21 protein-coding genes are annotated in these 26,727 nt (G+C 47.4%); 9 read left to right on the top strand and 12 right to left on the bottom strand.

The window, feature by feature from the left end; genetic code table 11:
- The 7 genes from ispC to rpsB form a co-directional block, all read right to left on the bottom strand.
- Positions 1-1,200, bottom strand: coding sequence for a 1-deoxy-D-xylulose-5-phosphate reductoisomerase (gene ispC, locus AAA946_RS03750; RefSeq protein ID WP_338163678.1), 1,200 nt, complete (start codon positions 1,198-1,200; stop codon positions 1-3).
- Positions 1,201-1,261: 61 nt separating this feature from the next.
- Positions 1,262-2,104 (bottom strand): phosphatidate cytidylyltransferase, encoded by an 843-nt coding sequence (locus tag AAA946_RS03745; RefSeq protein ID WP_338163677.1) that lies wholly within the window; start codon positions 2,102-2,104, stop codon positions 1,262-1,264.
- A 12-nt stretch (positions 2,105-2,116) separates the two neighbouring features.
- Positions 2,117-2,872: an isoprenyl transferase gene (locus tag AAA946_RS03740; RefSeq protein ID WP_338163676.1), complete on the bottom strand. Its 756-nt coding sequence runs from the start codon at positions 2,870-2,872 to the stop codon at positions 2,117-2,119.
- Positions 2,873-2,966: 94 nt separating this feature from the next.
- Positions 2,967-3,524, bottom strand: a complete 558-nt coding sequence (gene frr / locus AAA946_RS03735) for a ribosome recycling factor (RefSeq protein WP_042476355.1) — start codon at positions 3,522-3,524, stop codon at positions 2,967-2,969.
- Between the two features lie 83 nt (positions 3,525-3,607).
- Entirely contained in the window at positions 3,608-4,339 is a 732-nt protein-coding gene (gene pyrH, locus AAA946_RS03730) for a UMP kinase (protein WP_234494393.1), read from the bottom strand.
- A gap of 152 nt (positions 4,340-4,491) precedes the next feature.
- Positions 4,492-5,334: a translation elongation factor Ts gene (gene tsf, locus AAA946_RS03725; RefSeq protein WP_338163675.1), complete on the bottom strand. Its 843-nt coding sequence runs from the start codon at positions 5,332-5,334 to the stop codon at positions 4,492-4,494.
- A gap of 128 nt (positions 5,335-5,462) precedes the next feature.
- Positions 5,463-6,194 carry a 30S ribosomal protein S2 gene (rpsB, locus tag AAA946_RS03720; protein WP_338163674.1) on the bottom strand — a complete coding sequence of 244 codons (732 nt, stop codon included), beginning with the start codon at positions 6,192-6,194 and terminating at the stop codon, positions 5,463-5,465.
- Positions 6,195-6,582: 388 nt separating this feature from the next.
- On the opposite strand from rpsB, the gene map reads away from it, so the two are divergent.
- From map to AAA946_RS03705, 3 genes are all read left to right on the top strand, one after another.
- Positions 6,583-7,461, top strand: coding sequence for a type I methionyl aminopeptidase (gene map, locus AAA946_RS03715; RefSeq protein WP_338163673.1), 879 nt, complete (start codon positions 6,583-6,585; stop codon positions 7,459-7,461).
- A gap of 115 nt (positions 7,462-7,576) precedes the next feature.
- Positions 7,577-10,201, top strand: coding sequence for a bifunctional uridylyltransferase/uridylyl-removing protein GlnD (gene glnD, locus AAA946_RS03710; RefSeq protein WP_338163672.1), 2,625 nt, complete (start codon positions 7,577-7,579; stop codon positions 10,199-10,201).
- A 180-nt stretch (positions 10,202-10,381) separates the two neighbouring features.
- Positions 10,382-10,765 carry a DUF3461 family protein gene (locus AAA946_RS03705; protein WP_112461211.1) on the top strand — a complete coding sequence of 128 codons (384 nt, stop codon included), beginning with the start codon at positions 10,382-10,384 and terminating at the stop codon, positions 10,763-10,765.
- Between the two features lie 72 nt (positions 10,766-10,837).
- On the opposite strand, the gene AAA946_RS03700 is transcribed toward AAA946_RS03705, so the two are convergent.
- A complete protein-coding gene (locus tag AAA946_RS03700; protein ID WP_338163671.1) occupies positions 10,838-12,424 on the bottom strand; it encodes an AbgT family transporter in 1,587 nt (528 codons plus the stop codon).
- 367 nt (positions 12,425-12,791) lie between these two features.
- Between AAA946_RS03700 and tsaA the strand changes: the two genes are divergently transcribed.
- From tsaA to AAA946_RS03685, 3 genes are all read left to right on the top strand, one after another.
- Positions 12,792-13,490, top strand: a complete 699-nt coding sequence (gene tsaA, locus AAA946_RS03695; protein ID WP_338163670.1) for a tRNA (N6-threonylcarbamoyladenosine(37)-N6)-methyltransferase TrmO — start codon at positions 12,792-12,794, stop codon at positions 13,488-13,490.
- A 149-nt stretch (positions 13,491-13,639) separates the two neighbouring features.
- Positions 13,640-15,355, top strand: a complete 1,716-nt coding sequence (locus AAA946_RS03690) for a proline--tRNA ligase (protein WP_338163669.1) — start codon at positions 13,640-13,642, stop codon at positions 15,353-15,355.
- Positions 15,356-15,466: 111 nt separating this feature from the next.
- Positions 15,467-16,138, top strand: coding sequence for a tellurite resistance TerB family protein (locus AAA946_RS03685; protein WP_338163668.1), 672 nt, complete (start codon positions 15,467-15,469; stop codon positions 16,136-16,138).
- A 67-nt stretch (positions 16,139-16,205) separates the two neighbouring features.
- Here the strand turns inward: AAA946_RS03685 and AAA946_RS03680 are convergent, their stop codons facing one another.
- Positions 16,206-16,472 carry a DUF3622 domain-containing protein gene (locus AAA946_RS03680; RefSeq protein WP_338163667.1) on the bottom strand — a complete coding sequence of 89 codons (267 nt, stop codon included), beginning with the start codon at positions 16,470-16,472 and terminating at the stop codon, positions 16,206-16,208.
- Positions 16,473-16,666: 194 nt separating this feature from the next.
- Positions 16,667-20,596 (bottom strand): phosphoribosylformylglycinamidine synthase, encoded by a 3,930-nt coding sequence (gene purL, locus AAA946_RS03675; RefSeq protein WP_338163666.1) that lies wholly within the window; start codon positions 20,594-20,596, stop codon positions 16,667-16,669.
- A 296-nt stretch (positions 20,597-20,892) separates the two neighbouring features.
- Between purL and mltF the strand changes: the two genes are divergently transcribed.
- Entirely contained in the window at positions 20,893-22,467 is a 1,575-nt protein-coding gene (gene mltF / locus AAA946_RS03670; RefSeq protein ID WP_338163665.1) for a membrane-bound lytic murein transglycosylase MltF, read from the top strand.
- Positions 22,468-23,020: 553 nt separating this feature from the next.
- Here the strand turns inward: mltF and tadA are convergent.
- Both tadA and AAA946_RS03660 read right to left on the bottom strand, forming a co-directional pair.
- Positions 23,021-23,593 (bottom strand): tRNA adenosine(34) deaminase TadA, encoded by a 573-nt coding sequence (gene tadA / locus AAA946_RS03665; RefSeq protein ID WP_338163664.1) that lies wholly within the window; start codon positions 23,591-23,593, stop codon positions 23,021-23,023.
- A 7-nt stretch (positions 23,594-23,600) separates the two neighbouring features.
- Positions 23,601-24,470, bottom strand: coding sequence for a LysR family transcriptional regulator (locus AAA946_RS03660; protein ID WP_338163663.1), 870 nt, complete (start codon positions 24,468-24,470; stop codon positions 23,601-23,603).
- A 198-nt stretch (positions 24,471-24,668) separates the two neighbouring features.
- On the opposite strand from AAA946_RS03660, the gene AAA946_RS03655 reads away from it, so the two are divergent.
- On the top strand, positions 24,669-25,793 hold the full coding sequence (locus tag AAA946_RS03655; protein ID WP_338163662.1) for an S-(hydroxymethyl)glutathione dehydrogenase/class III alcohol dehydrogenase: 1,125 nt from the start codon (positions 24,669-24,671) through the stop codon (positions 25,791-25,793).
- A gap of 54 nt (positions 25,794-25,847) precedes the next feature.
- Entirely contained in the window at positions 25,848-26,693 is an 846-nt protein-coding gene (gene fghA, locus AAA946_RS03650; protein WP_338163661.1) for an S-formylglutathione hydrolase, read from the top strand.
- Positions 26,694-26,727: the final 34 nt, after the last annotated feature.

Below are 26,727 nucleotides of genomic sequence, written 5' to 3'. Positions count from 1 at the left end.
TTAAAACGAGCGCACTATCTCACGCGCATAGCTGCGAGCCATTCTATCTAGCTCGAGAATAGTTTCCAAGTTATCCAATTGTTTAAATTCATTTGATGCACAGACTTTCGACATAACACGTTCATTTACTGAGCTTATATCGGTAAATCGAATGCTTTCAGCTAAGAATGCTTCCACAGCAATCTCATTGGCAGCATTAATGGCCGTCGTGGCATGCTGACCTTCGAAACACGCCTCCATCGCTAATGCCAAACATGGGTAACGTGAATAATCTGGCTCGAGGAAAGTCAGCTCACCCACTTTAGTGAAATCAAGTGGCTGCACCCCAGCTGGAATTCGGTCCGGGTATGACATGGAATAAGCGATCGGCGTTGCCATATCTGGCTCACCCATTTGTGCTAATACTGACCCATCGTTGTATTGCACCATAGAATGGATTACAGACTGCGGATGAATAATCACTTTAAGCTGCTCTTTAGCCGTGTTAAACAACCAACGCGCCTCAATGAACTCCAAGCCTTTGTTCATCATAGTCGCTGAATCGACGGAAATCTTTGGTCCCATAGACCAATTGGGATGTGCAATGGCTTCGGCGGGCGTTTTGCTCTGTAGCTCGGCCACATCGGTATAACGGAACGGACCACCAGAGCCCGTCAGAAGGATATGGTTAATACCCGATTCGCCAAGCTGGCAATGACCAAGGTTGGTTTGAATGCTCGCCGGCAAACATTGGAAGATAGCGTTATGCTCACTGTCAACGGGCAGCAATGAAGCGCCATGCTCTCGCACTGCATCGATAAATAACTGACCAGACATGACCAACGCTTCTTTATTTGCTAACAGCACACGTTTCCCAGCTTTCACTGCAGCCAGCGTTGGCATAAGACCCGCAGCGCCAACAATCGCCGCCATGACCATGTCCACATCGCTAGCACTCGACACGTCACACATCGCTTGCTCACCAAATAACACCTGAGTGCGTGCACCTGGCACCAGCAATGACTTTAACTGCTTAGCATCCGCTTCTTCGCTCAGCACCGCAAACTGTGGCTGCCAAGCTGCGCAGAGTTCAGCCATTTTAGTGACATTTTTGCCACCAACAAGCGCGTAAATGCTGAAAGCTGAAGGGTTTTCCGAGACAACTTTTAATGTGCTAGCGCCAATAGAGCCTGTAGCACCAAGAATGGTGAGATTTTGCATGCGAATTACAACCACTGTTAAACCAAAGAGAGAGTGACAAATTCACTCTCTCTTTGAAACATTAAAACACGAGATATAGGAGGGCAAAGACTGGGAAGGCTGCTGTTAAGCTGTCAACACGATCAAGCACCCCTCCATGGCCTGGTATGATGTTGCTACTGTCTTTAATTTTCGATACGCGCTTAAACATACTCTCAACCAGGTCACCCAACACAGAAATCACAACTGTTGCTAAAGTAATGATAGCCATACTAGTGAAGCTGGTAAATTGGATATCAAAGATTGCTGAGCTGCCCCAAGCGACGATAAGCGCTGCCGCGATACCACCTAACAAACCTTCAATGGTTTTGTTAGGACTGACATTCGGAGCCATTTTTCGCTTACCCAGACTCTTACCGGCAAAGTACGCGCCACTATCGGCTGCCCAAACTATCAGGCAAACAAACAGCACCAACTTAGAGCCATAGTACGGATCAAGGTGGTAATGCTGACCACGAAGAATAACGATACTCCACAAGAATGGAATAAGCGTTAGGATCCCGAACGTGTGTCTAAGAAAGTTAGAACGCTCCCACAGCACCGAGGACTTAGGATAAGTCATCGCCAGTCCACTCGCGACCAACCACCAGCCAAAACCAATGCCTAGGATTGCAATGTGCGTTGGAGCAATGGTATTGAGCGATGCGACATCAAACGGTACCAGTGCCAAAGAAGCAACCAGTGCTGCCGTCGTTGGTAGCATAGCAACAAGACGAGATGGTGTTTTTGTAAATTGAGCCCATTCCCAGACGCCGATCATCGTAATCGCAGAAATGAGTCCTAAAAACCACAGAAGTGGCAAAGAAAAGATCCCCCAGACCACCAGCGGCGCTAGGATCAGGGCGGTAATAATTCGTTGTTTCAAATTAAATCGTCCTTAATTGGCTTCCATTAACGCTTTGACTTGCTCTCCGGTACACCCGAAGCGTCTCTCTCGGTTAATAAACCAGGTAATCGCTTTAACCAGAGTATCTTCGTTAAATTCTGGCCAGTACTCATCCATAAAGTACATTTCAGCATAGGCCATCTGCCATAGCATAAAGTTACTGATGCGACACTCTCCGCTGGTGCGAATCAGTAGATCGACATCTGGCAAGTCCGACATAGTGACATGCTGACTGATCATGTCTTCGGTAATATCCGATGCATTCAGCTCGCCTTTTTCAACCATCGCAGCCAAAGTTTTGGTCGCTTGCAAGATATCCCATTTGCCGCCGTAGTTTGCTGCAACATTAACCACCGTGCCGGTGTTGTTTGCGGTCAGCGCTTCCGCTTCCGCAATTTTGCGTTGCAACCTATCATTAAAACGCGACTTATCGCCGATAATACGCAGCCTTAGGTTATTCTTATGGAGTTTTTTTATTTCACTAGATAGAACCGTGATAAACAGCTCCATCAATAAGCCAACTTCGTCCTCAGGACGACGCCAATTCTCGCTGCTAAACGCAAACAAGGTTACGGCTTGAATATTTAGCTTAGCCGCCGCTGAAATCGTTTTACGAACCGCGGAAACCCCTTTTTTGTGCCCAAATACGCGAGGCTTACCCTTGGACTTAGCCCAACGGCCGTTGCCATCCATGATGATCGCGATATGTTTAGGGAGGGCGTCGTTGAAGGTGTCTGAGTTCTGCATAAAAGAGTGTAGTTATAATTGGGACGAACAGAGTAGCATAAAAAAACGCTGTGCTGTCAGCACAGCGTCTTTACAAGAGTCAATCGATGAAAATTTAGACTTCCATCAACTCTTTTTCTTTCGCTGCTAGCAACTCGTCAACGTTCTTAACGGCTGCATCAGTGATTTTCTGGATTTCGTCCTGCGCTTTACGATCTTCGTCTTCAGAGATCTCTTTGTCTTTCAGTAGCGCTTTTAGTTCGCCGTTAGCATCACGACGGATGTTACGGATAGCAACGCGGCCACCTTCTGCTTCGCCACGAACGATCTTAACTAGGTCTTTACGACGCTCTTCTGTTAGTGGTGGAAGTGGAACACGGATAACCGTACCCGCTGACATTGGGTTTAGACCAAGGTCAGACATCATGATCGCTTTTTCAACTTTAGGCGCAAGCTCTTTGTCGAATACCGTGATTGCTAGAGTACGTGCATCTTCAGCGATAACGTTAGCAACTTGGTTAAGAGGCGTTGGTGCACCGTAGTACTCTACAGAGAGACCTTGAAGAAGGCTTGGGTGTGCACGACCTGTACGGATTTTAGTTAGGTTGTTTTTTAGTGCTTCAACACTTTTTGCCATGCGCTCTTGAGCGTCTTGTTGGATTTCGTTAATCACAATATCACCTTAAATAATAGTAACCTGAAAGCCAGTCTGCTTTCAGGCTATGTCCTTCGATAATTCTGGTTAAGAGTGTACTCTTATTCTGCGTCGCTGATAAGCGTGCCTTCTGCTTCACCCATCACAACTCGGCGAAGTGCACCTGGCTTGTTCATGTTAAATACACGAATTGGCATCTTGTGATCACGTGCCAATGTGAATGCAGCCAAGTCCATTACTTTCAGTTCTTTTTCCAAAACTGAGTTGTAAGTGAGCTTATCACATAATACTGCATCTGGGTTAGCCACTGGATCAGCCGTAAATACACCATCTACTTTAGTTGCTTTAAGAACCACGTCAGCTTCGATTTCAATACCACGTAGACACGCAGCAGAGTCAGTGGTGAAGAATGGGTTACCTGTACCTGCAGAGAAGATAACCACGCGACCTTGACGAAGTTCGCGGATCGCGTCAGCCCAGTTGTAATCGTCACATACACCTTTAAGTGGAATAGCAGACATTACACGAGCATTTACATAAGCACGGTGTAGAGCATCACGCATTGCTAGACCATTCATTACAGTCGCAAGCATACCCATGTGGTCACCAACAACACGGTTCATGCCAGCTTCAGCAAGACCCGCACCACGGAATAGGTTACCACCACCAATTACAACACCAACTTGAACACCCAGTTCTACTAGCTCTTTTACTTCTTGAGCCATACGATCCAAGATTTTAGGGTCGATACCAAAGCCTTCTTCGCCTTGTAGAGCCTCGCCACTAAGTTTTAACAGAATACGTTGATAAGCAGGTTTTGGGTTCGTTGTCATGGAGTATACCTTCCAAAGAGTTATCGATTAACGGTCATGGGTTGAGACTAGCACAGGAATCTCAACTCATGACGATTAAAAAATAACAGATAGCCTAGTCGTAAAAAGACCGCAGCCAAGGCTACGGTCTCTTATCAACAAATCGTCAAGGATTAACCTTTCTGAGCTGCTGCTACTTCGTCTGCAAAGCTCATTTCTTCGCCTTTGTCGATGCCTTCACCAACTTCTAGACGAACGAAAGTCGCTACAGATGCGCCACGCTCTTTTAGGATTTCGCCAACAGTTTTCTTTGGCTCCATTACGAACGCTTGACCAGTTAGAGAGATTTCGCCAGTGAATTTCTTCATGCGGCCAACAACCATCTTCTCTGCGATTTCAGCTGGTTTGCCTTCGTTCATAGCGATTTCAACTTGAACTGCTTTCTCTTTTTCTACTACGTCTGCAGGTACGTCTTCTGGGTTAACGAACTCTGGACGAGAAGCAGCAACGTGCATAGCAACGTGCTTAAGAGTTTCTGCGTCGCCTTCACCAGCAACAACAACACCGATTTTCTCACCGTGACGGTAAGCAGCGATTGCAGCACCTTCAACGTACTGTACGCGACGGATGTTGATGTTCTCACCGATCTTAGCAACAAGAGTAACACGCTCTTCTTCGAACTTAGCAACTAGCTCTTCAACAGAAGCTTTAGATGCTAGTGCGTCAGCTGCAACTTTCTCTGCGAATGCAGTGAAGTTACCATCTTTAGCAACGAAGTCAGTTTGGCAGTTAACTTCAAGAAGAACAGCAACGCCGTTTTCTTCTTTGATGATGATCGCGCCTTCAGCAGCGATGTTGCCCGCTTTCTTAGCAGCTTTAGCAGCGCCAGACTTACGCATGTTTTCGATAGCAACTTCGATGTCGCCGTTAGTTTCAACAAGCGCTTTCTTACATTCCATCATGCCTGCGCCAGTACGGTCGCGCAGTTCTTTAACTAGAGCAGCAGTAACAGCCATTCTCTATTCCTCGATTGATTCTAATTAGGGTAAAAATCAGGGGCACATATGCGGCCCCTGATCTAACTATAACTCAGTTTATATGAAGACTCAGTGTCATCCAAAACTAAGTGAGGCTAAAGCCGCAATTATTCAGCTTCTTCTACGAAACCGTCTTTGTCAGCTACAGCAGCAACATCTTTGTTACGACCTTCTTTAACCGCGTCTGCAGCAGCGTTTAGGTAAAGCTGTACTGCACGGATTGCGTCGTCGTTACCTGGGATAACGTAGTCAACGCCGTCTGGGTTAGAGTTAGTATCAACAACAGCAAATACTGGGATACCTAGGTTGTTTGCTTCTTTAACAGCGATGTGCTCGTGATCAGCGTCGATTACGAATAGAGCGTCTGGTAGGCCGCCCATGTTCTTGATACCACCAAGAGACTTCTCTAGCTTCTCAGTTTCGCGAGTACGCATTAGAGCTTCTTTCTTAGTTAGTTTCTCGAAAGTACCGTCTTGAGCTTGTGCTTCGAAATCTTTTAGACGCTTGATAGACTGACGAACAGTTTTGTAGTTCGTTAGCATACCGCCCAACCAACGGTTGTTCACGTAGAACTGGTCAGCGTTGATTGCAGCTTCTTTAACAGCTTCAGATGCAGCGCGCTTAGTACCAACGAAAAGAACTTTACCTTTCTTCTCACCGATTTTAGCTAGCTCAGCTAGTGCATCGTTGAACATTGGTACAGTTTTTTCTAGGTTGATGATGTGTACGCGGTTACGAGCACCAAAGATGAATGGCTTCATTTTTGGGTTCCAGTAACGAGTCTGGTGACCGAAGTGAACACCAGCTTTTAGCATATCGCGCATTGATACAGTTGCCATTTTAAATTCCTCTATGGGGTTAGGCCTCCACATTCCCCATGTATCCGACTTGGTATGAATGATTACTCAAGCACCCCGGAACATGTGACGAAATGTGTGTGGATTTAAATTAAAGTTTAGTTGATGCAAAACCTAACTCGCCATTCTTCATCAATAGAGAGTGAAGAGACTAAGTCCTGTCATCGGCGCGCTTTATACCATATTTGAGGGGTCGATTTCCAGAAAAATCGCAATAAATGTACAAAGAGACACCAGCATAATAGAGGAAGTCTGTGTGAACCCCAGCTACACTGAGTAACGTATCAACAGGGAAGTGAGAGTTATTCTTGTTGCGCTTAATCTCGCCACTGATAGAATAACGCGTCAATTTAAAATGCAGAGAACACAGATGTCTATCAAAATCAAAACTGAAGCTGAAATCGAAAGAATGCGAATCGCAGGTAAGCTTGCAGCAGAGCTTTTAGAAATGATCGAACCTCACGTAAAAGAAGGGGTCACGACTGAGGAGCTAGATAGAATTTGTGCTGAGTATACTCGTGAAAAAGGGGCGTATTCAGCGCCGCTCGATTACCACGGTTATCCAAAATCAATCTGTACATCCATCAACCATATCGTTTGTCATGGCATCCCAGCTGAAGAAGACGCTATGGGTACAACAGGTAAGCTCAAGCCAGCGGTACTTAAAAACGGCGATATCGTCAACGTCGACGTGACGGTTATCATCCCTAACGATGAAAATGCGTCTCTAGATACTCGCCCAGAAGGCTACCACGGTGACACATCTAAAATGTTCCTAGTCGGTGACGTGTCTCCAGCGGACAAGCGTCTCGCCATGGTTGCGCAAGAAGCGCTATACCTAGGTATGAAAACCGTTAAGCCGGGCTCGACGGTTGGCGCCATCGGTACTGAAATCGAAAAGTTCATCAAAGCGAACAACAAAAAGAACCCACGTAACAAGTTCTCTATCGTAAAAGACTTCTGCGGTCACGGTATCGGCTCTGAGTTCCATGAAGAGCCGCAAGTGGTTCACTACAAGAACAACGACCGCCGCGTGCTAAAAGAAGGCATGGTGTTTACTATCGAACCGATGATCAACGCTGGTAAGTTTGGTTGCAGCATCGACGCAGAAGACGATTGGACAGTGTACACAGGTGATGGCAAAAACTCCGCGCAGTGGGAGCACACCATTGTCGTGACTAAGACGGGTTGTGAAGTACTGACACTTCGTAGCGATGAAAGCATTCCTCGCCACATGAACAACCTTTAAGCTTCACTAATCACGTTTGTAAAAATATCCCCACTCTCTGGGGATATTTTTTTATCCGCCCTATTTTGGTATAACCCTTGTTAGTGACATTTTTTTGCTTGCACGGATTGCACACATGACTTTTCAAAGCCCAACATCGCTCAGTGATGAGCAACTCAATATTCAAGAGCTCAAAGCTCAACTCGAAACCTTTGCTGAACATCAAAAACAAGAGTTTCTCAATCATCACCCAATCACCGATCTTGTGCTGGGTCGCTCAGATTATATCGATCAATTGCTTCGTCGCTTGTGGTCCGCCTCTGAGCTTTCAAATCAGACCTATTTGTCACTAGTTGCCGTCGGCGGCTATGGCCGTGGTGAACTCCACCCATTGTCTGATATCGATATTTTAGTAGTATCACGCAAAAAGATACCCGCTAAGCTGGAAAGCACCATCAGTGAGTTCATTACCCTACTTTGGGATCTCAAACTAGAAGTGGGCCATGCGGTACGAACCGTCGATGAATGTATCGAGATTGGTCAATCTGATTTGACCGTCGCCACCAACTTACAAGAAGCCAGACTTCTGTGTGGCAGTGAAGACACCTTTTCGCAGTTAAAAGCGCAAATAGACTCCGACAACTTCTGGCCATCGGAAACCTTCTACCGCGCTAAAATCGAAGAGCAGCGAGCACGTCACGCCAAATATCACGACACAACGTACAACCTTGAGCCCGACATTAAATCCACCCCAGGCGGCCTGCGTGACATTCATACACTGAGCTGGGTGGCTCGCAGTCACTTTGGCGCGACGTCGCTCTATGAGATGAGCCGCTTCGGCTTTCTTACCGATGCTGAGTACCGAGAACTGGTGGAATGTCAGAACTTCCTATGGCGCGTACGTTTTGCTCTACACATTGAGCTTAGACGTTATGACAATCGTTTGATGTTTGCTCATCAAGCGCAAGTGGCAGAAAATCTTGGCTTTGTCGGTGAGGGTAATGTCGCTGTAGAAACCATGATGAAAGAGTTCTACCGCACGTTAAGGCGTGTTGCAGAGCTCAACAAAATGCTCTTAAAGCTGTTTGATCAAGCGATTATCAACAAAGGACAGATCCAGCAAGCAGAAATCATCGACGACGACTTTCAGCGTCGTGGTAAGCTGATTGAAGCAAGAAAGCCGGCACTGTTTCAAGCTCGTCCTGAAACCATCCTCGATATGTTTATCCATATCGCCAACGACTCCAGTATCGAAGGAGTGAGCCCTGCAACGCTAAGGCAGCTTCGCACCGCAAGACGCAGACTGAACAAGTTCTTGCACACTATCCCTGAAGCGAGGGAGAAATTCATGGACTTGGTACGCCACCCCAATGCCCTTCATCGAGCATTTCGATTGATGCATAAACTTGGCGTACTGGCGGCTTATCTACCGCAGTGGAGTCAAATCGTCGGCCAGATGCAGTTCGATCTGTTCCACGTTTATACCGTTGATGAGCACAGTGTACGCCTTCTCAATCACATTCATACATTCAGTCTCGAAGAGAGCTACAGTAAGCACCCTATCTGCTGCGAAGTCTATCCGAGAATGCAAAAGAAAGAGCTGCTAATCCTAGCAGCGATTTTCCATGATATCGGCAAAGGACGCGGTGGTGATCACTCCGAAATCGGTGCTGTGGAAGCATTTGAGTTTTGCATGGAGCACGGCCTGTCGAAACCTGAAGCCAAACTGGTTTCTTGGTTAGTTCAAAATCACTTGTTGATGTCAGTGACTGCCCAACGTCGCGACATTTACGATCCCGATGTCATTATCGAGTTCGCTAAAAAAGTGCGTGATGAAGAGTACCTTGAGTACTTGCTTTGCTTAACCGTCGCCGATATATGCGCCACCAACCCGGAGCTTTGGAACAGTTGGAAACGTACCTTACTGGCGGAGCTGTTTTACTCAACTCAACGCGTGTTACGCCGTGGATTAGAAAACCCTGTCGATGTACGGGATCGTATCCGTCACAATCAGCAGCTAGCTTCTGCGCTACTTCGTAAACAGGGCTTTGTTGCAAGAGAAATTGAAGTGTTGTGGCAGCGCTTTAAAGCCGATTATTTCCTGCGCCATACTCACAAACAAATTGCGTGGCACAGTGAGCATATCTTAAAGCTTGATGATCCTTCCAAGCCGCTGATCTTGATGAGCAAGCACGCTACTCGAGGAGGCACAGAAGTCTTTGTGTATAGCAAAGATCAACCAGCCCTATTTGCGACCGTTGTAGCAGAACTCGATCGACGCAACTTTAACGTTCATGATGCTCAAATCATGACCAGTAAAGATGGGTTTGTACTCGATACCTTTATGGTACTCGATCAGCATGGTGACGCGATTGATGCCAACCGCCACGCAACGGTTATCAAGCATCTATTGCACGTATTGGAAGATGGTAGACCGACTAAAATCAAGACGCGCCGTGCACCAAGAAACCTCAAGCACTTTAACGTCAAAACCAAAGTCGACTTTTTGCCGACCAAAGGCAAAAAGCGCACTCTTATGGAACTGGTCGCTCTCGACGCACCCGGCTTACTCGCCAAGGTGGGGGCAACATTTGCCCAACTCAATTTGAGTATTCATGCCGCGAAGATCACCACCATTGGCGAACGGGCTGAGGATTTATTTATCTTAACCGGTGAAAATGGCTCACGTCTTACTGACGAAGAACAAGCCATTCTCAAGCAAAAGCTTCAAGAGAATATTTCAGAGCAAATAACTAACTAGAGCTCATTATCCAGCGATTGCAGCTGGCCAAAACTCAGTCAATAGTAGCTTCGCACAAAGGAGATCGTCATTTAGGCGATCTCCTCCACAATTCTCTGTAAACTGCACTTTAATCAGCTATCTACCCCCTTCATTGCCTGCTACAGTTGTAAAAGAAACACACAACCTAAGAGGTCATCTATGTATCCAAACCTCATTGGTTTAGGCATTCAAGATCCTAAACAAATAGAGCGTTACTCCCTACGCCAAGAAGCGCATAAAGATGTGTTAAAAATCTATTTTCGTAAGCAGAAGGGCGAGCTTTTTGCGAAAAGTGTTAAGTTCAAATATCCAAGGCAAGTCAAAAACGTCCGTACTGACAGTAGCAGCCAAAGCTACAAGCAAGTCACTGAAATCAATCGCAACCTAACGCTGGTTATTGATGAGCTGAACCGTCTCACCAAGCCGATTGAAGCCACCGAAGTCGATGTTAAACAGAAGATCCTTTCCGACCTTCGCCACTTAGAAAAAGTCGTGTCGAGTAAGATTGCAGAGATTGAAGCAGACCTAGAGAAGCTAAAATAGCACCCAGTTCAATCCATAAAAAAATGCTCCCAGTCGGGAGCATTTTTTTTATATCGATAATTGAGTCTTCGCTTAAGGCGTGTAGTACGTTGCCGCACCAGGGCCAACTGGCAGACCTAGTAGGAATACCCACACGTAGAACAAGATACTCCAACCTACAATGAAGCAGATTGAGTAAGGTAGCATGGTCGCAATCAGCGTACCGATACCTAGGTTCTTCATGTAGCGAGTCGCTACTGCAAGGATAAGACCGAAGTAGCTCATCATTGGTGTGATGATGTTAGTGGTTGAGTCACCGATACGGTAAGCCGCCTGAATGGTCTCAGGAGCGTAACCGACTAGCATTAGCATAGGTACGAAGATAGGCGCTGTTACCGCCCACTGAGCCGATGCTGAGCCGATCATCAGGTTGATGAAACCACACATTAGGATAAATGCGAAGAACAGAGCTGGACCTGTTAGACCAATAGTCTGTAAGAAGTCTGCACCCGCTACAGCGAACACTTGACCGAAGTTAGTCCACTTAAAGAAAGCTACAAATTGCGCGGCAAAGAACACCAGTACAATGTACATACCCATTGAAGACATGGACTTCGACATCGCATCAATCACATCACGATCATTCTTCATAGAGCCAGTCACTTTGCCGTAAACAAAGCCTGGAATTGCGAAGAATACAAAGATAAACGCTACGATACTCTTAAGGAATGGAGAACCCGCGATTTGACCATCAGCAGTACGAAGTACACCGTTCTCTGGAACAACCGTAGAAGCGATAATTGCACTCACTAGAAGAACCGCAATACCCGCCATTTTCAGGCCTTTCTTCTCAACCGCAGTCAAAGAGCCCATGCTGTCGTTAGACAGATCTTCTGAGGCTTCTTCATCGTTGTATTTACCAAGTTTTGGTTCAACGATTTTCTCGGTAACAAACGCACCTGTAATAGCGATAAAGAACGTCGATACAAACATGAAGTACCAGTTCGACTCAGGGCCAACGGTGTAGTTTGGATCAATCATTTGAGCTGCTGTTTCAGTGATACCTGATAGCAGTGGGTCTACCGTACCAATAAGTAGGTTCGCAGAGTAACCGCCCGATACACCAGCAAACGCAGCAGCAAGACCGGCTAGAGGGTGACGTCCTAGAGAGTGGAACAGCATTGCTGCCAACGGAATAAGTACGACGTAACCAAGCTCTGACGCAGTGTTAGAAATGATACCCGCAAATACGACTGTGACCGTTACCATGCGCTTAGATGCGCCCATAACTAGACCACGCATTGCCGCTGAAAGCATGCCTGAGTGCTCAGCGATCGCGACACCAAGCATCGCAACGAGCACGGTACCAAGTGGTGCGAAGCCTGTGAAGTTTTTCACTAGGTTAGTAACAATTAACTGTAGACCTTCAGCATTAAGAAGGCTCACAACTTCAATCATACCGTTCGCAGCACGACCAGCAGCGCCTTCAGGGCGAGGGTCAGCAACGGCAACATCGAAGTATCCAGCGATGCCAGACATGACAAGAATAGCTAGACAGAAAATCGCAAATAGTGTGATTGGGTGGGGTAATAGGTTCCCCAAGTACTCAACGCCGTCTAGAAAACGGGTAAATAGAGGCTTTTTTGGCTTGTTGTGTTTCATTGTGGCAGATGAACTCATCTGTCCCCTCCTTTTTTATATTGTCCTAGCTGTTAACAAAGTTCTTTACTTCAGATGACACTCATCGGTCTTATTTCTGACAACTTTGTAAAAAGCAGGCGCAGGGTACGTGAGCGAGCTCAATAATAAAAGCCTAAAATGTTGCCAATTGTAAATTCAGTGCGATTTTTAACCATGATGTTAGCAACTATACAATGACTTATATTGATCTAAATATAAAATAAACTATAACATTCTTGTGACATATTCATCTTTTCACCCTTATGACAGGGAATTAGCTCTAAAAAAACCTCAACATATCGAGATTGAAAAAAAACCGCGCGTCTGAAATGATGAATATTGAATTATGTGAACCAGGACTCAGTCAATGAGCTACTCTCTGCACCCTATTGGTACCATTCATTCCCCCTATAAAGAGAAGTTTGCCGTCCCTAGACAGCCCAGATTAGTGCCCAGTGCCACGGCCTCAATTGCCTTACAGGGAGACATTAATTGTCTAGAAGCCGTACGCGGTCTCGAGCAGTTCTCGCATCTATGGCTGTTATTTCTGTTTGACCAAAACCTAGAAGCGGGCTGGAAACCAACGGTAAGACCGCCACGCTTGGGTGGTAATGAACGCATTGGTGTGCTTGCTAGCCGCGCCACATTTAGACCAAATGGTATAGGAATGTCTGCAGTTGAATTTCGAGGGGTTAGACAGAAGGGTCAACAAGTGTTTATCGATGTCGGTAGCGTCGATTTGGTCGATGGTACCCCTATTGTAGATATTAAACCCTATATCCCCTATTCCGACTCCATCACTGATGTAAAAGGGGGATACGCAGAATCCGAGCCCGAGGCAACACCAATCATGTTCACACCCCACGCGCTTGAGAGTTTAACTAACAGCCCAGACGGCCAACATAAACAGCAAATCATCAGCGAAGTGCTCGCACAAGACCCAAGGCCAGCCTATAAAAAAGGCAAAATTGACGACAAAGAATATGGCGTGAGACTGTTCGATTGGAACGTAAAATTTAAAGCCAATAGCGATCACATTGTCGTCACCGCCATTGAGACTCTCTAAACACCGGATCCTAGCGGTTTATTGATGAGACCTATTTGCTAGCAAAGTCATTTGGTAGAAAGGCGTTTGGCTGATATCATAGGCGGCTTAACTCAATTTGGGCGCCTCTGCCCAGATTTACTATCAACATGATGAACGGATACCCATAAATGCGTACCAGTAACTATCTTCTTTCTACTCTGAAGGAGACACCAAACGACGCAGAAGTTGTAAGTCACCAGCTCATGCTGCGTGCAGGTATGATTCGTAAGCTAGCTTCAGGTCTATACACTTGGCTACCTACGGGTCTACGTGTTCTGCGTAAAGTCGAAAACATCGTTCGCCAAGAGATCGATAATGCAGGTGCAGTTGAGACTTTGATGCCCGTAGTGCAGCCGTTTGAACTATGGGAAGAGACAGGCCGATCTGAAAAGATGGGTGATGAGCTTCTTCGCTTCACTGACCGTCATGAGCGTCCGTTTGTACTAAGCCCAACAGCAGAAGAAGTGATCACTAGCCTTGTGCGTAACGAAGTTAACTCGTACAAGCAGCTACCACTTAACCTGTACCAAATCCAAACTAAATTCCGTGATGAGCGCCGCCCACGTTTTGGTGTGATGCGTGCACGTGAATTCTCAATGATGGATGCGTACAGCTTCGACATCGACAAAGACGGCTTAGAGAAGTCTTACGAAGCGATGCACGATGCTTACTGCAAAGCGTTTGACCGCATGGGTCTAGACTACCGCCCTGTGCTGGCTGATACCGGTGCTATCGGTGGTAACGGCTCACACGAATTCCACGTATTGGCAGAAAGCGGTGAAGACCTTATCGCCTTCTCTTCTGAGTCTGACTACGCTGCAAACATCGAAAAAGCAGAAGCACTAGCGCCTGCAGTAGAGCTTGCCGCTCCAACTCAAGAAGTGACTTTGGTTGATACGCCAAATGCGAAAACCATTGCTGAGCTTATTGAACAGTTCGACCTACCAATCGAGAAAACAGTGAAAACGCTGTTTGTTAAAGCTTCTGATGAAATCGAAGCGCCGCTTGTCGGCCTTATCATCCGTGGTGACCACGAGCTTAACGAAATCAAAGCTGAGAAAATTGCTGAAGTTGCCTCTCCTCTAGAAATGGCAACAGAAGAAGAAATTCGCGCTGCAATTGGCGCAGGTCCTGGTTCACTAGGTCCGGTTGGTCTTGAGCTACCATTTATTGTTGACCGCTCGGTTGCAGTAATGAGCGACTTTGGCGCTGGCGCTAACGTTGATGACAAGCACTACTTTGGCATCAACTGGGGTCGTGACGTTGAGCTTGGTAAAGTAGAAGATCTACGTAACGTTGTAGAAGGCGATCCAAGCCCATGTGGTCAAGGTACTATCCTGCTTAAGCGTGGTATCGAAGTCGGCCATATCTTCCAGCTAGGTAAAAACTACTCTGAGAAGATGAACTGTGGCGTGCTTGGTCCTGACGGTAAGAACGTTATCCTAGAGATGGGTTGTTACGGTATCGGTGTTTCACGTGTGGTAGCAGCAGCTATCGAACAGAACAACGATAAGTACGGCATCATCTGGCCTGACGCTATCGCACCATTCCAAGTTGCGATCGTACCGATGAACATGCATAAGTCTGAGCGCGTTAAAGAAGCAGCAGAGAAGCTATACGCAGAACTGACTGCGGCTGGTATCGAAGTGCTATTTGACGATCGTAAAGAGCGTCCAGGCGTTATGTTCTCTGATATGGAGCTTGTCGGTGTTCCTCATACTGTAGTTATTGGTGACCGCAGCATGGACGAAGGTAACTTCGAATACAAGAACCGTCGTACTGGTGACAAAACGCCAATCGCTATCGATAATATCGTGGCTCACGTGAAAGCTCAGCTAGCTTAATCGTTACCCAATTATCCTAAAGGCCGCTATGCGGCCTTTTTTATTGCCTTCATACTCTGTTCATGTTCGCTTTCTTATGATGGTGGAATGCCACCTGACTAGGAGTAACAGATGAACCTAAGATCACTGCTTAACCAAGCCCTTAATTCAGATATCGTCAATCAAGCTACCCAAAAAGCGAGCCAATCTTCGTCAAGCATCGGCCAAGCGCTCGGCGACAAGAAAACTCTTGGAGCCCTTGGTGCTGGTGCGGTAGGCGGAGGTTTACTTGGTATGCTAATGGGCTCTAAGAAGACCAAAAAAATGGGCAAAACTGCGCTAGGTGTGGGTGGTGCCGCGGCATTAGGTGCGCTCGCTTACAAGCTCTATAACGATTACAACAAGGGAGAGTCCACGACTTCTAGCTCACCGCAAACCCCGGATAACTTTACCCAAACTTCGCAACACGATGAATCGGTGCTCAAAGCAATGATCGCAGCAGCCAAGGCTGATGGACATATTGACGAGCAAGAAATGGCAAAGATCGAGCAAGCGCTCACCCAAATCGATGCTGACGTATCAGTACAACAATTGATTCAAGCGGAGATAGCAAAGCCTCTTGATCCTACTGAGATCGCTCGATTAGCCGTGTCACCAGAACACGCGACAGAGATATACCTAGCCAGTCTATTAGTGGCTGATGAGCAAAACTTTATGGAAAAAGCGTATTTGAAAGAGTTGGCAACCCAACTTGGGTTAGAGGATGGTTTGGTTGAGCAATTGAACGCTCAGGTAAGTCAGTAGAACTGAGTTAAAAGTGATAATGCGTTCCTAGGGGTATCCCTAGGAACCACCATCAGAGCGAAAAGAACTACTCTTCGCTATCTGCTTCAGCTTTCGCTGCTGCTTCTGCTTTCGCTGCGCGAGCTTCTGCTTTGCGCACATTGCGCTTTGCTTGGTTTTCGATAAAACCAGCAAGCTCTTTATCCGCCCACGCTTGAGCCAACTCTTGGCTCTCAAAGCCCATCTCACGCTTAGACACAACCGTGCGACGAGAAGTCACTTGACGAATGATCTCTGCAGACCAGCCGTTACGCTTTTCCGTTAGACGGATAGTAAATTTTTTATTTTCAGACATTTATGTATTTCCTAAAGACTTTGTTAAGGGATATTCCAGCAATGTAATACTGACCATCCCTAAGCCAGCGCGGTATTAGAACACAAATCGAGCGCTGACGCTCAGAGTTTTTATAAGAAAAAGTCCCCAGTGTTTCCACTGAGGACTTCATTAACTATTTGGTTGTAACCTTTGAGGCAGTTGCCTTAGTTTGATTACTTACCTACGTTCACGCGAGCGTTGCGGAACATGCGCATCCAAGCACTGTCTTCACCCCAAGACTCTGGCGCCCAAGAGTTAGCAACCGTACGGAATACACGCTCTGGGTGCGGCATCATAATAGTTACACGACCGTCACGAGTCGTTAGACCTGTGATTGCGTTTGGTGAACCGTTCGGGTTGTTTGGATATTGCTGCGTTGGGTTGCCGTTGTTATCAACGTAACGCACCGCTACCGTACCTGATGCTTCAATCGCGTTTAGGTGGTCAGTGTCGCGAACCTCTACGCGGCCTTCACCGTGAGAAACTGCGATTGGCATACGTGAACCTTCCATGCCATCGAAGAAGATAGAGTCAGACTTCTGCACTTCTACTAGGCTAAAGCGAGCTTCAAAGCGCTCAGATTCGTTACGAACGAAGCGTGGCCATAGGTCTGCACCTGGGATCAGCTCTTTTAGGTTCGATAGCATCTGACAGCCGTTACACACACCTAGTGAGAAGGTGTCTTCGCGATGGAAGAAGCTCTGGAACTGGTCACGCGCTTGGTCGTTGAACAGGATAGACTTCGCCCAACCTTCACCCGCACCAAGAACGTCACCGTAAGAGAAGCCACCACAAGCCACAAGACCTTGGTACTCTTCTAGAACTGCTTGACCCGTAAGGATGTCGCTCATGTGGATGTCTGTTGCTTCAAAGCCAGCACGGTCAAACGCTGCTGCCATTTCAACGTGAGAGTTCACACCCTGCTCACGAAGAATTGCCATCTTAGGCTTAGCGCCCGTCGCGATGTATGGCGCTGCAACGTCTTCTTTAACGTCGAAGCTCAGTTTCACGTTCAGACCTGGGTCAGAGTTGTCTTTCTTCGCTTCGTGCTCTTGGTCTGCACACGCAGAGTTGTCACGCAGAGACTGCATCTTGTGCGTCGTTTCAGCCCAGATAGTACGTAGCTCTGTACGAGAGCGCTCGATAACAACCGCATCACCAGAAGTGATCACGAAGTCGTCAGACGCTTCAACGCTGCCGATGACGTGAGAACATGCTTCTAGGCCGTTCGCCGCTAGAACCGCTTTCACCGCTTCTAGGTCGTCATTCTTAACCTGAACAACCGCACCCAGCTCTTCGTTAAATAGCGCCGCTAGTGTATCTTCGCCGTTCTCTGAAGAAGACAGGCTTGCGATGTCAGCTTTCACGCCACAGTGACCCGCAAATGCCATCTCAGCAAGGGTTACGAATAGACCGCCATCGCCTTTATCGTGGTAAGCCACCAGCTTGTCATCACGAACAAGGGTTTGCATCGCATCGAAGAAGCCTTTTAGCTGCTCTGCGTTGTCTACGTCTGCTGGCTTATCACCAAGCTGCTTGTAAACCTGTGCCAATGCTGTTGCACCTAGACGGTTTTTACCGTTACCTAGGTCAACAAGAACAAGAGACGACTCGCCTAGTCCTTCCAAGGTCTCTGGGGTGCGAAGCTGCGGCGTGACCGTCTTACGAACGTCTTCCACACGACCAAATGCAGTGATAACCAGTGAAAGTGGCGACGTGACTTCTTTGTCTTCACCATTCTCGTTCCACTTGGTCTTCATCGACATTGAGTCTTTACCTACTGGAATCGTTAGACCCAGTGCTGGACATAGCTCTTCACCTACCGCTTTCACCGCTTCGTAAAGACCAGCGTCTTCACCAGGGTGACCCGCTGGAGACATCCAGTTAGCTGATAGCTTAATACGCTTAATATCACCGATGTCTGTTGCTGCGATGTTAGTCAGAGACTCACCTACCGCTAGACGCGCAGACGCGCCAAAGTCTAGAAGAGCAACTGGCGTGCGCTCACCCATAGACATCGCTTCACCGTGGTAAGTATCGTAGCTCGCTGCTGTGACTGCGCAGTTTGCTACCGGCACCTGCCAAGGACCAACCATCTGGTCACGAGCAACCAGACCTGTAACGGTACGGTCACCGATGGTGATTAGGAATGTTTTCTCTGCAACTGTTGGTAGGCGAAGAACGCGGTCAACCGCATCGTTCATTTCAATGCCTTCGCGAGAGATAGCAGGGCTGTCTACTTTCAGTGTTTTCGCATCACGGTGCATCTTCGGCGTTTTACCAAGAAGGATGTCCATCGGCATGTCAATTGGCGTGTTGTCGAAGTGTGAATCTTCAAGTTTCAGTTCACGCTCTTCTGTTGCCACACCCACCACTGCGTATGGTGCGCGCTCACGCTTACAGATAGCATCGAATGCTTCCATGTTCTCTGGCGCAACCGCCATTACATAGCGCTCTTGAGATTCGTTACACCAGATCTCAAGTGGGCTCATGCCTGGCTCATCATTAGGTACGTCACGTAGTTGGAAGATACCGCCGCGCTCACCATCGTCCACAAGCTCAGGAAGTGCGTTTGAGATACCGCCTGCGCCCACATCGTGGATAAATGCGATTGGGTTGTCTTCACCTAGCTGCCAGCAGCGGTCGATCACTTCTTGACAGCGACGTTCCATCTCTGGGTTTTCACGCTGTACTGACGCAAAGTCTAGGTCTTCAGCAGACTGACCAGACGCCATAGAAGACGCCGCACCGCCACCAAGACCGATGTTCATTGCAGGACCACCAAGTACGATTAGGCTTGCACCTACTGGGATCTCTTTCTTCTGAACGTGCTCGTCACGGATGTTACCCATACCACCAGCAATCATGATCGGCTTGTGGTAACCACGCACTTCTTCACCTGCGTGAGACGTTACCTTCTCTTCGTAAGTACGGAAGTAACCCAGTAGGTTTGGACGACCAAATTCGTTGTTAAATGCTGCGCCACCTAGTGGACCTTCTAGCATGATATCCAGTGCATTAACGATACGACCTGGCTTACCAAAATCTGTTTCCCAAGGCTGCTCAAAACCAGGAATGCGAAGGTTCGACGTAGTAAAGCCTACAAGACCTGCTTTTGGCTTACCGCCAATACCTGTTGCGCCTTCGTCACGGATTTCGCCGCCACTACCTGTCGATGCGCCTGGCCATGGAGAAATCGCTGTTGGGTGGTTGTGCGTTTCCACCTTCATTAGGATGTGCGCTTTCTCGTGGTTGTAGCCGTACTGACGTGTTTTTGGATCTGGGAAGAAACGACCCACTTCAGAGCCTTCCATAACCGCTGCATTATCTTTGTATGCAGACAAAACGTGGTCTGGCGTCGTTTCAAATGTGTTTTTGATCATCTTGAACAGCGACTTGTCTTGCTTAACGCCGTCAATAGTCCAATCTGCGTTGAAGATCTTGTGACGACAGTGCTCAGAGTTCGCCTGTGCAAACATCATCAATTCGATGTCTGTTGGGTTGCGCTCTAGCTTAGTCACAAAGCTTTCAACTAGGTAATCAATTTCATCTTCTGCAAGTGCAAGACCAAGCGTCACGTTCGCGTCTTCTAGTGCTTTGCGACCGCCTGTAAGTAGGTCAACATCGGCAACCGGTGCTGGCTCTGCCACTTGGAACAGCGCTGCCGCTGATTCGAAGTCAGAGAAAACCACTTCCATCATACGGTCGTGGATCACCGCTTTAAGCTCAACAAGTTGAAGCTCAGTCAGTTCGCTTGATGTCTCTACATAGTATGCAGTACCGCGCTCTAGACGAGTCACTTTGTCTAGGCCACAGTTATTCGCGATATCCGTAGATTTAGAAGACCATGGCGAGATGGTGCCAGGGCGAGGTGTCACTAATAGCAGTGTGCCAGTCGGCTCGTGCTCTTCGATAGTTGGACCGTAAGTCAGCAACTTCTCTAATTTTTCAACTTCAGACGCATCCAGGTCTGCCGTTAGGTCGGCAAAGTGGGCAAACTCAGCGTAAATACCTGTTACTGGTAGGTTTAGTTCACGACAAAGCTCTAGTAGCTTGTTAACACGAAACTCAGAAAGAGCTGGGGAACCACGCAAAATTCTCATGTGCTTAGGTCTCTTATGCAGTTGATTTAGGTGAAATTCTTATAAATTCAATCAGTTAATATTAAAAACTGAACTTATAACGATTTCTCCTACCTTGATGCGGCGGTATTATAGAGGATTTTTTTTTGTGACGTAAGCGTTGGCGCAAACGTTTTCGTCATTTTTTTTTGTTTTGCCGAAATACGCTAGAGATCGATGATAAAGTGACCACTCTCGGTTGTTTCTGCTATCTCGCTTTGCCAACACGCACAGCTTTGGTATAAAGGCAGCACTAACGTTGTGAGATCTATGAATTAATGCAAAGTCCATCTGTTGTTCGTTGGCCTAACCGCCGCTGGTTAAAATTGCTGTCTGCCTGTCTACTCACTATTGGCTTGGCAGGCTGTCAAATCGATTCTGATCCAAAGAGTGAATTAGAAAGCATCAAAGAACGCGGCGTGCTTCGTGTTGGTACTCTCAATAACCAGCTCTCCTACTACATCGGCCCTGACGGTCCAACCGGGCTGGATTACGAGCTTGCAAGACAGTTTGCCGATGCGCTGGGTGTGAAGCTAGAAATGAAACCGGCATTCCGCCAAGCGAGCCTCTTTCCAGCTTTGCAAAAAGGCGAAATTGATATCATTGCCGCAGGCTTGAGTCAGTCGCCTGAACGAATTCAGAAATTTCGAGCTGGCCCGGCTTACTATTATGTCAGCCAACAAGTGGTGTATAAAAAAGGTCAATGGCGCCCACGCAACCTAGAGCAATTGCTGAATACTCAACAAGAGCTGATAGATAAAGCCGATGGCGAAGAGGTGTTTGCCATCGTCAAAGACTCACATTTCGAAAAAACCTTAGCCTCGGTTGCCAACCAACACCCAGATATTCGCTACTACGTCGATGCCAATGCGGACGTCAATGACCTGCTCAAGCAAGTATCAGAAGGTAAACTGCGCTTTACCATGGCGGATTCGGTTGAGCTATCATTATCACAACGTATCTATCCAGATTTGGCGCTCGCTTTCGAGATGACCGAAGACCAACCGATTTCTTGGTATATGCGCCAATCAGAAGATGAAAGCCTATATGCCCTACTCATCGAGTTTTTCGGACAGCTCAAGCAAACCGGTGAGCTGGCTAATTTAGAAGAGAAGTATATCGGTCACATAGGCGTATTCGATTACGTCGATACGCGCGCATTCATTCGCGCTCTCGACAACAAGCTACCTAAATGGTCACCACTATTTAAGAAGTACTCGAAAGAGTTCGACTGGCGTTTGATTGCAGCACTGGCCTATCAAGAATCGCATTGGAATCCCATTGCCAAGTCGCCAACAGGAGTACGCGGAATGATGATGCTGACGCTCCCGACCGCGAAAAGCGTTAATGTTACCAATCGTCTTGATCCTGAGCAGTCTGTTCGTGGCGGTGTTGAGTACTTAAGACGTATCGTTGATCGCGTGCCAGACTCCATCACTGAGCACGAAAAGATCTGGTTTGCCCTGGCTTCTTACAACGTTGGCTTTGGTCATATGATGGATGCAAGGCGCCTGACGAAACGTCAAGGTGGCGACCCTGATGCTTGGGCGGATGTGAAAGATCGCCTACCGCTACTCCGTCAGAAAAAGTTCTACAGTCAAACACGTTATGGCTATGCACGTGGTGATGAGGCGCGTAATTACGTTGAGAACATTCGCCGTTACTATCAAAGTATCATTGGCCATGTTGACAAGCAGCTTGCTGAACAAGCTGAGCAAGAGCTAACGACCGACGGTCTGATCGTGATACCACCGCTGCCTCCAGTATCGGGTGCGGTTTCAGCTGCGGAGTCCACGAGTAGTGGTGCTCAACCTGCAGTAAAACCTACCATAGGTGGTAATACGGGCCGCTAACTATTGATGGTTTCTATAACCAAGTCTTTGTGTGCGAAACAAACTGCTTTCGCACACTTGAAATCCGACCAGCAAGGCCTTACATTACTGGTTGAGAGCAGCGAGAAATTCGTACTGATCGCTCGTTTTAATCCATTGTTCTGATGCATTATTCGCTCTCAACTGGCAGGTACATCCGTACCAACCAACACTGTTCACACGTTTTGACTACTCAAACTATTGAGTGGACGCCGTGTGTTTGGGACTCCGACAACGCTCCACTAATAAGGACATCGAATACGCCCAATGCGTAGGGATTTAGATCGGAGAGGTTTACCCGTAGTAAAAGGAGGTTGTTTTATGCTGGCGAAGAAAAGAACCCAGGCTAAACACCTTAATAAGACGGTGGCCGCAAACCGCCGCAGACGTATGATGGCCAACAATAAGAAGAAAGTTATTTGGCGTCATCGTTCGTTTATGCAGTTACTATCTTCGTAGAAGAGACACTGTAAAGCAAAGACAGCAAGCATCTGCCACGCAGATGTTTGCTAAATATCCCCACACTGCCCTTCCATTACTTATCCATTTTCTGCCCTAACTGCTCCTGCTGCTCTTGCCTCTGTTTTTCTTGCTTAGCGGCTTTGATCTCTTTTCGACGACGTTTAAAAAAGGCTTGCAGCTGATGACGACACTCTTGCTCAAGTAACCCAGACTCAACATCTGCATAGTGATAAGACGCTTGGCTTTCAAACAGATTTAATACCGTACCTGCTGCGCCCGCTTTTAAATCGGGTGCACCAAAGACAACCCGTTTTACACGGCTATGTAAAAGTGCGCCAGCACACATTGGGCAAGGCTCTAGGGTGACATATAGCGTGGTATCAAGCAGTCGATAGTTTTCCAACACCTTGCCTGCTTTGCGGATAACCTGCATTTCTGCGTGAGCACTGGCATCATGCGCGCCGATAGATTGGTTCCAACCCTCAGCGACGACCTCACCGTCTTTTACCAGCAACGCACCTACCGGGACCTCACCTTCTGCTTCGGCAAGAGAGGCTAGCTCCATCGCTCGGCGCATAAAAGTATGATCTTGTTCGCTAAAGGTGGTGTCTGTCGAAGTCGTTGACGGTGTAGGCTTGTCAGTCATGAGGCTCTCATTTTAATGCTTCGGATAAATAGTCAATCAGGGTTCTTATCTTTGAGGTTAGCATGCGGTTCTGTGGGTAGAGTGCCCAGATGCCCTCTTGATCACCACGATAGGGTGTCAGCACTTCCACTAATTCACCAGCCTCTAAATAAGGCTGCACATAATAATCGGGAAGCTGAACAATTCCCAATCCTTTTAATGCGGCATCCACCAACGCATACCCACTATTACACTGTACGCGGCCATCAACGTGTATCAACCGTTCTGTACCCTTATCTTCAAAGCGCCAGTATTTGGTTGAACCTCGAAGACACTGGTGCCGCTTCAACTCAGACAATGTGTGTGGCTCACCATGTTTGGTTAGGTATTCAGGGCTAGCACAGACGAACATGTGCCGGTCGAGCAGCTTACGAGCCATCATGCTCGAGTCATCAAGCTTACCCAAACGCACGGCAAGATCGTAACCTTCTTGCACCAGATCCATCTTCTGATTGGACAGAACCAAATCCAGCTCAATCTGCGGATACTGCAATAAAAATTCATGCATGAGTGGCGCAAGCACCTGTTCACCAAAGGTGACTGGCGCGGTCATCTTGATTTTGCCTGTCGGGCTCGCTTGCAATTGAGTAATCGCAAGCTCAGCCAACGCCAGCCCATCTACGAGTGGCTTACAGTGCTGATAATAGGTTGCCCCGACTTCGGTCACTGACACCTTTCTCGTGGTGCGAACAAACAGCTTCACCGCCAGCTTATCTTCTAATGCATTAACTCTGCGGCTGATGTTAGCAACGGAAGTCGACAGGCGCTCTGCCGCCGCAGTAAAGCTCTGTGTTTCGACCACCGCCACAAACTCATTAATGCCTTCCCAATTTGCCATGACTCAATCCGATTATTACAAATTGGTAATAGTGTATTTCATATTTACGTAATTATCATTTTTTAAGAAACAAATATACTGCTTGCCATCCGATGCAAACGGGCTGAACTGAACTAACCTTACTGGGTTAGCCGTTTGTTTTCTTATATATAGATTCGTGACCTTGAAACCACTACCTTGAGAGAATAAGGAAAAACCATGACTGAACAATTTATTAAATCACGTGCTGCTGTCGCATGGGGTCCAAACCAACCACTAAAAATGGAAGAAGTCGATGTCATGCTACCAAAGGCGGGTGAAGTATTGGTGAAAATCGTGGCGACTGGCGTTTGCCACACCGATGCATTCACACTATCTGGCGACGATCCAGAGGGCATCTTCCCAAGCATTCTTGGTCATGAAGGTGGCGGTATCGTTGAAATGATTGGCGAAGGTGTTACCAGCGTTGAAGTCGGCGACCACGTTATCCCACTATACACAGCGGAATGTGGCGAATGTAAATTCTGTAAGTCGGGTAAAACTAACCTATGCCAAGCGGTTCGTGAAACCCAAGGTAAAGGTCTGATGCCAGACGGTACCACTCGTTTCTATAAAGATGGTCAACCTATCTACCACTACATGGGCTGCTCTACGTTCTCTGAGTACACTGTACTCCCTGAGATTTCACTGGCTAAAGTAAACAAAGAAGCTCCGCTTGAAGAAGTGTGTCTACTTGGCTGTGGCGTAACAACGGGTATGGGCGCAGTGCTTAACACGGCTAAAGTTGAGAAAGGCGATACCGTCGCTATCTTCGGTCTTGGTGGTATCGGTTTATCTGCAATCATTGGCGCTCGCATGGCTGGCGCAAGCAAAATCATTGGTGTAGACATCAACGAAAGCAAGTTCGAGCTTGCTCAGCAACTTGGCGCAACTGACGTGATTAACCCGCAGAAGTTTGATAAGCCGATTCAAGAAGTGATCATCGAGATGACTGACGGTGGTGTTGACTACTCTTTCGAGTGTATCGGTAACGTCAACGTGATGCGTCAAGCACTTGAGTGCTGCCACAAAGGTTGGGGTGAGTCGGTTATCATTGGTGTTGCTGGTGCAGGTCAAGAGATCTCGACTCGTCCATTCCAACTGGTTACTGGTCGCGTATGGCGTGGTAGTGCATTTGGTGGCGTTAAAGGCCGCAGTGAACTTCCAGAGATCGTAAATCGCTACATGGCAGGCGAGTTTGGACTACAAGAGTTCATCACGCACACTATGCCTCTGGAAAACATCAACGAAGCCTTCGATCTTATGCATAAAGGCGAAAGTATCCGTACCGTAATCCACTACTAAACTCTGACTTAGGGCTCTGACATACAGAGCCCTATTTTCATTTAGGTTAATAGAATGACAATAGAAAACCTTAGCCAAGCAAAAGTGTTTGGTGGTTGGCACAAGCAATACCAACATAGCTCTAATGTACTCAACTGCTCGATGCGCTTTGCGATTTACTTGCCACCAGAGGCAAGCGCCGACAATCCAGTGCCAGTCCTTTATTGGCTATCAGGCTTAACCTGCACCGATGAGAACTTCATGCAGAAAGCGGGCGCGTTTCGCGCTGCCGCTAAGCTTGGTATTGCCATCGTCGCACCGGATACCAGCCCTCGTGGAGAAGGCGTGCCGGATGATCCAGAAGGTGCTTACGATTTTGGGCTCGGTGCTGGCTTTTATGTTAATGCCACTCAAGCGCCTTGGAATCAGCATTACCAGATGTACAGCTACATCGTCGATGAACTGCCAATGCTAATCGAAGAGCATTTTCCGGTCACTAGCGTACGCTCTATCTCTGGGCACAGCATGGGTGGGCACGGTGCTTTGACCATTGGCTTAAAGAACAGTGAACGCTACCGCTCTATTTCTGCGTTTAGCCCAATCAGCAATCCAATGAACTGCCCTTGGGGACAGAAAGCGCTCAGCCATTATTTAGGTAACAACACCGAAGATTGGAAACAATACGACAGTGTTGAACTACTGCAAGGGGCACAAGCCATACTGCCTATCCTAGTCGATCAAGGTGAAGACGACGGATTTTTGCAAGAGCAGCTCAAACCTGAATTACTGCTTGCCGCGGCGGAAAGCTCAGGCAGTGATGTGAAACTTCGTATGCAGCCTGGTTACGACCATAGTTACTTCTTTATCCAAAGCTTCATCGATGACCATTTACGCTTTCACGCAGGATTCTTAAAGGCCTAGCGAGTCATAACAGCGGAAATCTAAACCAGAACCT

Source organism: Vibrio sp. 10N (genome assembly GCF_036245475.1).
In the GTDB taxonomy this organism is placed as follows: Bacteria; Pseudomonadota; Gammaproteobacteria; order Enterobacterales; family Vibrionaceae; genus Vibrio.
The sequence above is the reverse complement of the archived record's forward strand: the minus strand, read 5'-3'. Positions and strand labels throughout refer to the sequence as shown.

What these genes read in the sequence shown, in the direction of transcription:
- ispC (WP_338163678.1), bottom strand. Translation starts at nt 1,200, where the DNA reads ATGCAAAATCTCACCATTCTTGGTGCTACAGGCTCTATTGGCGCTAGC.
- AAA946_RS03740 (WP_338163676.1), bottom strand. Translation starts at nt 2,872, where the DNA reads ATGCAGAACTCAGACACCTTCAACGACGCCCTCCCTAAACATATCGCG.
- pyrH (WP_234494393.1), bottom strand. Translation starts at nt 4,339, where the DNA reads ATGACAACGAACCCAAAACCTGCTTATCAACGTATTCTGTTAAAACTT.
- tsf (WP_338163675.1), bottom strand. Translation starts at nt 5,334, where the DNA reads ATGGCTGTTACTGCTGCTCTAGTTAAAGAACTGCGCGACCGTACTGGC.
- rpsB (WP_338163674.1), bottom strand. Translation starts at nt 6,194, where the DNA reads ATGGCAACTGTATCAATGCGCGATATGCTAAAAGCTGGTGTTCACTTC.
- map (WP_338163673.1), top strand. Translation starts at nt 6,583, where the DNA reads ATGTCTATCAAAATCAAAACTGAAGCTGAAATCGAAAGAATGCGAATC.
- glnD (WP_338163672.1), top strand. Translation starts at nt 7,577, where the DNA reads ATGACTTTTCAAAGCCCAACATCGCTCAGTGATGAGCAACTCAATATT.
- AAA946_RS03705 (WP_112461211.1), top strand. Translation starts at nt 10,382, where the DNA reads ATGTATCCAAACCTCATTGGTTTAGGCATTCAAGATCCTAAACAAATA.
- AAA946_RS03700 (WP_338163671.1), bottom strand. Translation starts at nt 12,424, where the DNA reads ATGAGTTCATCTGCCACAATGAAACACAACAAGCCAAAAAAGCCTCTA.
- tsaA (WP_338163670.1), top strand. Translation starts at nt 12,792, where the DNA reads ATGAGCTACTCTCTGCACCCTATTGGTACCATTCATTCCCCCTATAAA.
- AAA946_RS03690 (WP_338163669.1), top strand. Translation starts at nt 13,640, where the DNA reads ATGCGTACCAGTAACTATCTTCTTTCTACTCTGAAGGAGACACCAAAC.
- AAA946_RS03685 (WP_338163668.1), top strand. Translation starts at nt 15,467, where the DNA reads ATGAACCTAAGATCACTGCTTAACCAAGCCCTTAATTCAGATATCGTC.
- AAA946_RS03680 (WP_338163667.1), bottom strand. Translation starts at nt 16,472, where the DNA reads ATGTCTGAAAATAAAAAATTTACTATCCGTCTAACGGAAAAGCGTAAC.
- purL (WP_338163666.1), bottom strand. Translation starts at nt 20,596, where the DNA reads ATGAGAATTTTGCGTGGTTCCCCAGCTCTTTCTGAGTTTCGTGTTAAC.
- mltF (WP_338163665.1), top strand. Translation starts at nt 20,893, where the DNA reads ATGCAAAGTCCATCTGTTGTTCGTTGGCCTAACCGCCGCTGGTTAAAA.
- tadA (WP_338163664.1), bottom strand. Translation starts at nt 23,593, where the DNA reads ATGACTGACAAGCCTACACCGTCAACGACTTCGACAGACACCACCTTT.
- AAA946_RS03660 (WP_338163663.1), bottom strand. Translation starts at nt 24,470, where the DNA reads ATGGCAAATTGGGAAGGCATTAATGAGTTTGTGGCGGTGGTCGAAACA.
- AAA946_RS03655 (WP_338163662.1), top strand. Translation starts at nt 24,669, where the DNA reads ATGACTGAACAATTTATTAAATCACGTGCTGCTGTCGCATGGGGTCCA.
- fghA (WP_338163661.1), top strand. Translation starts at nt 25,848, where the DNA reads ATGACAATAGAAAACCTTAGCCAAGCAAAAGTGTTTGGTGGTTGGCAC.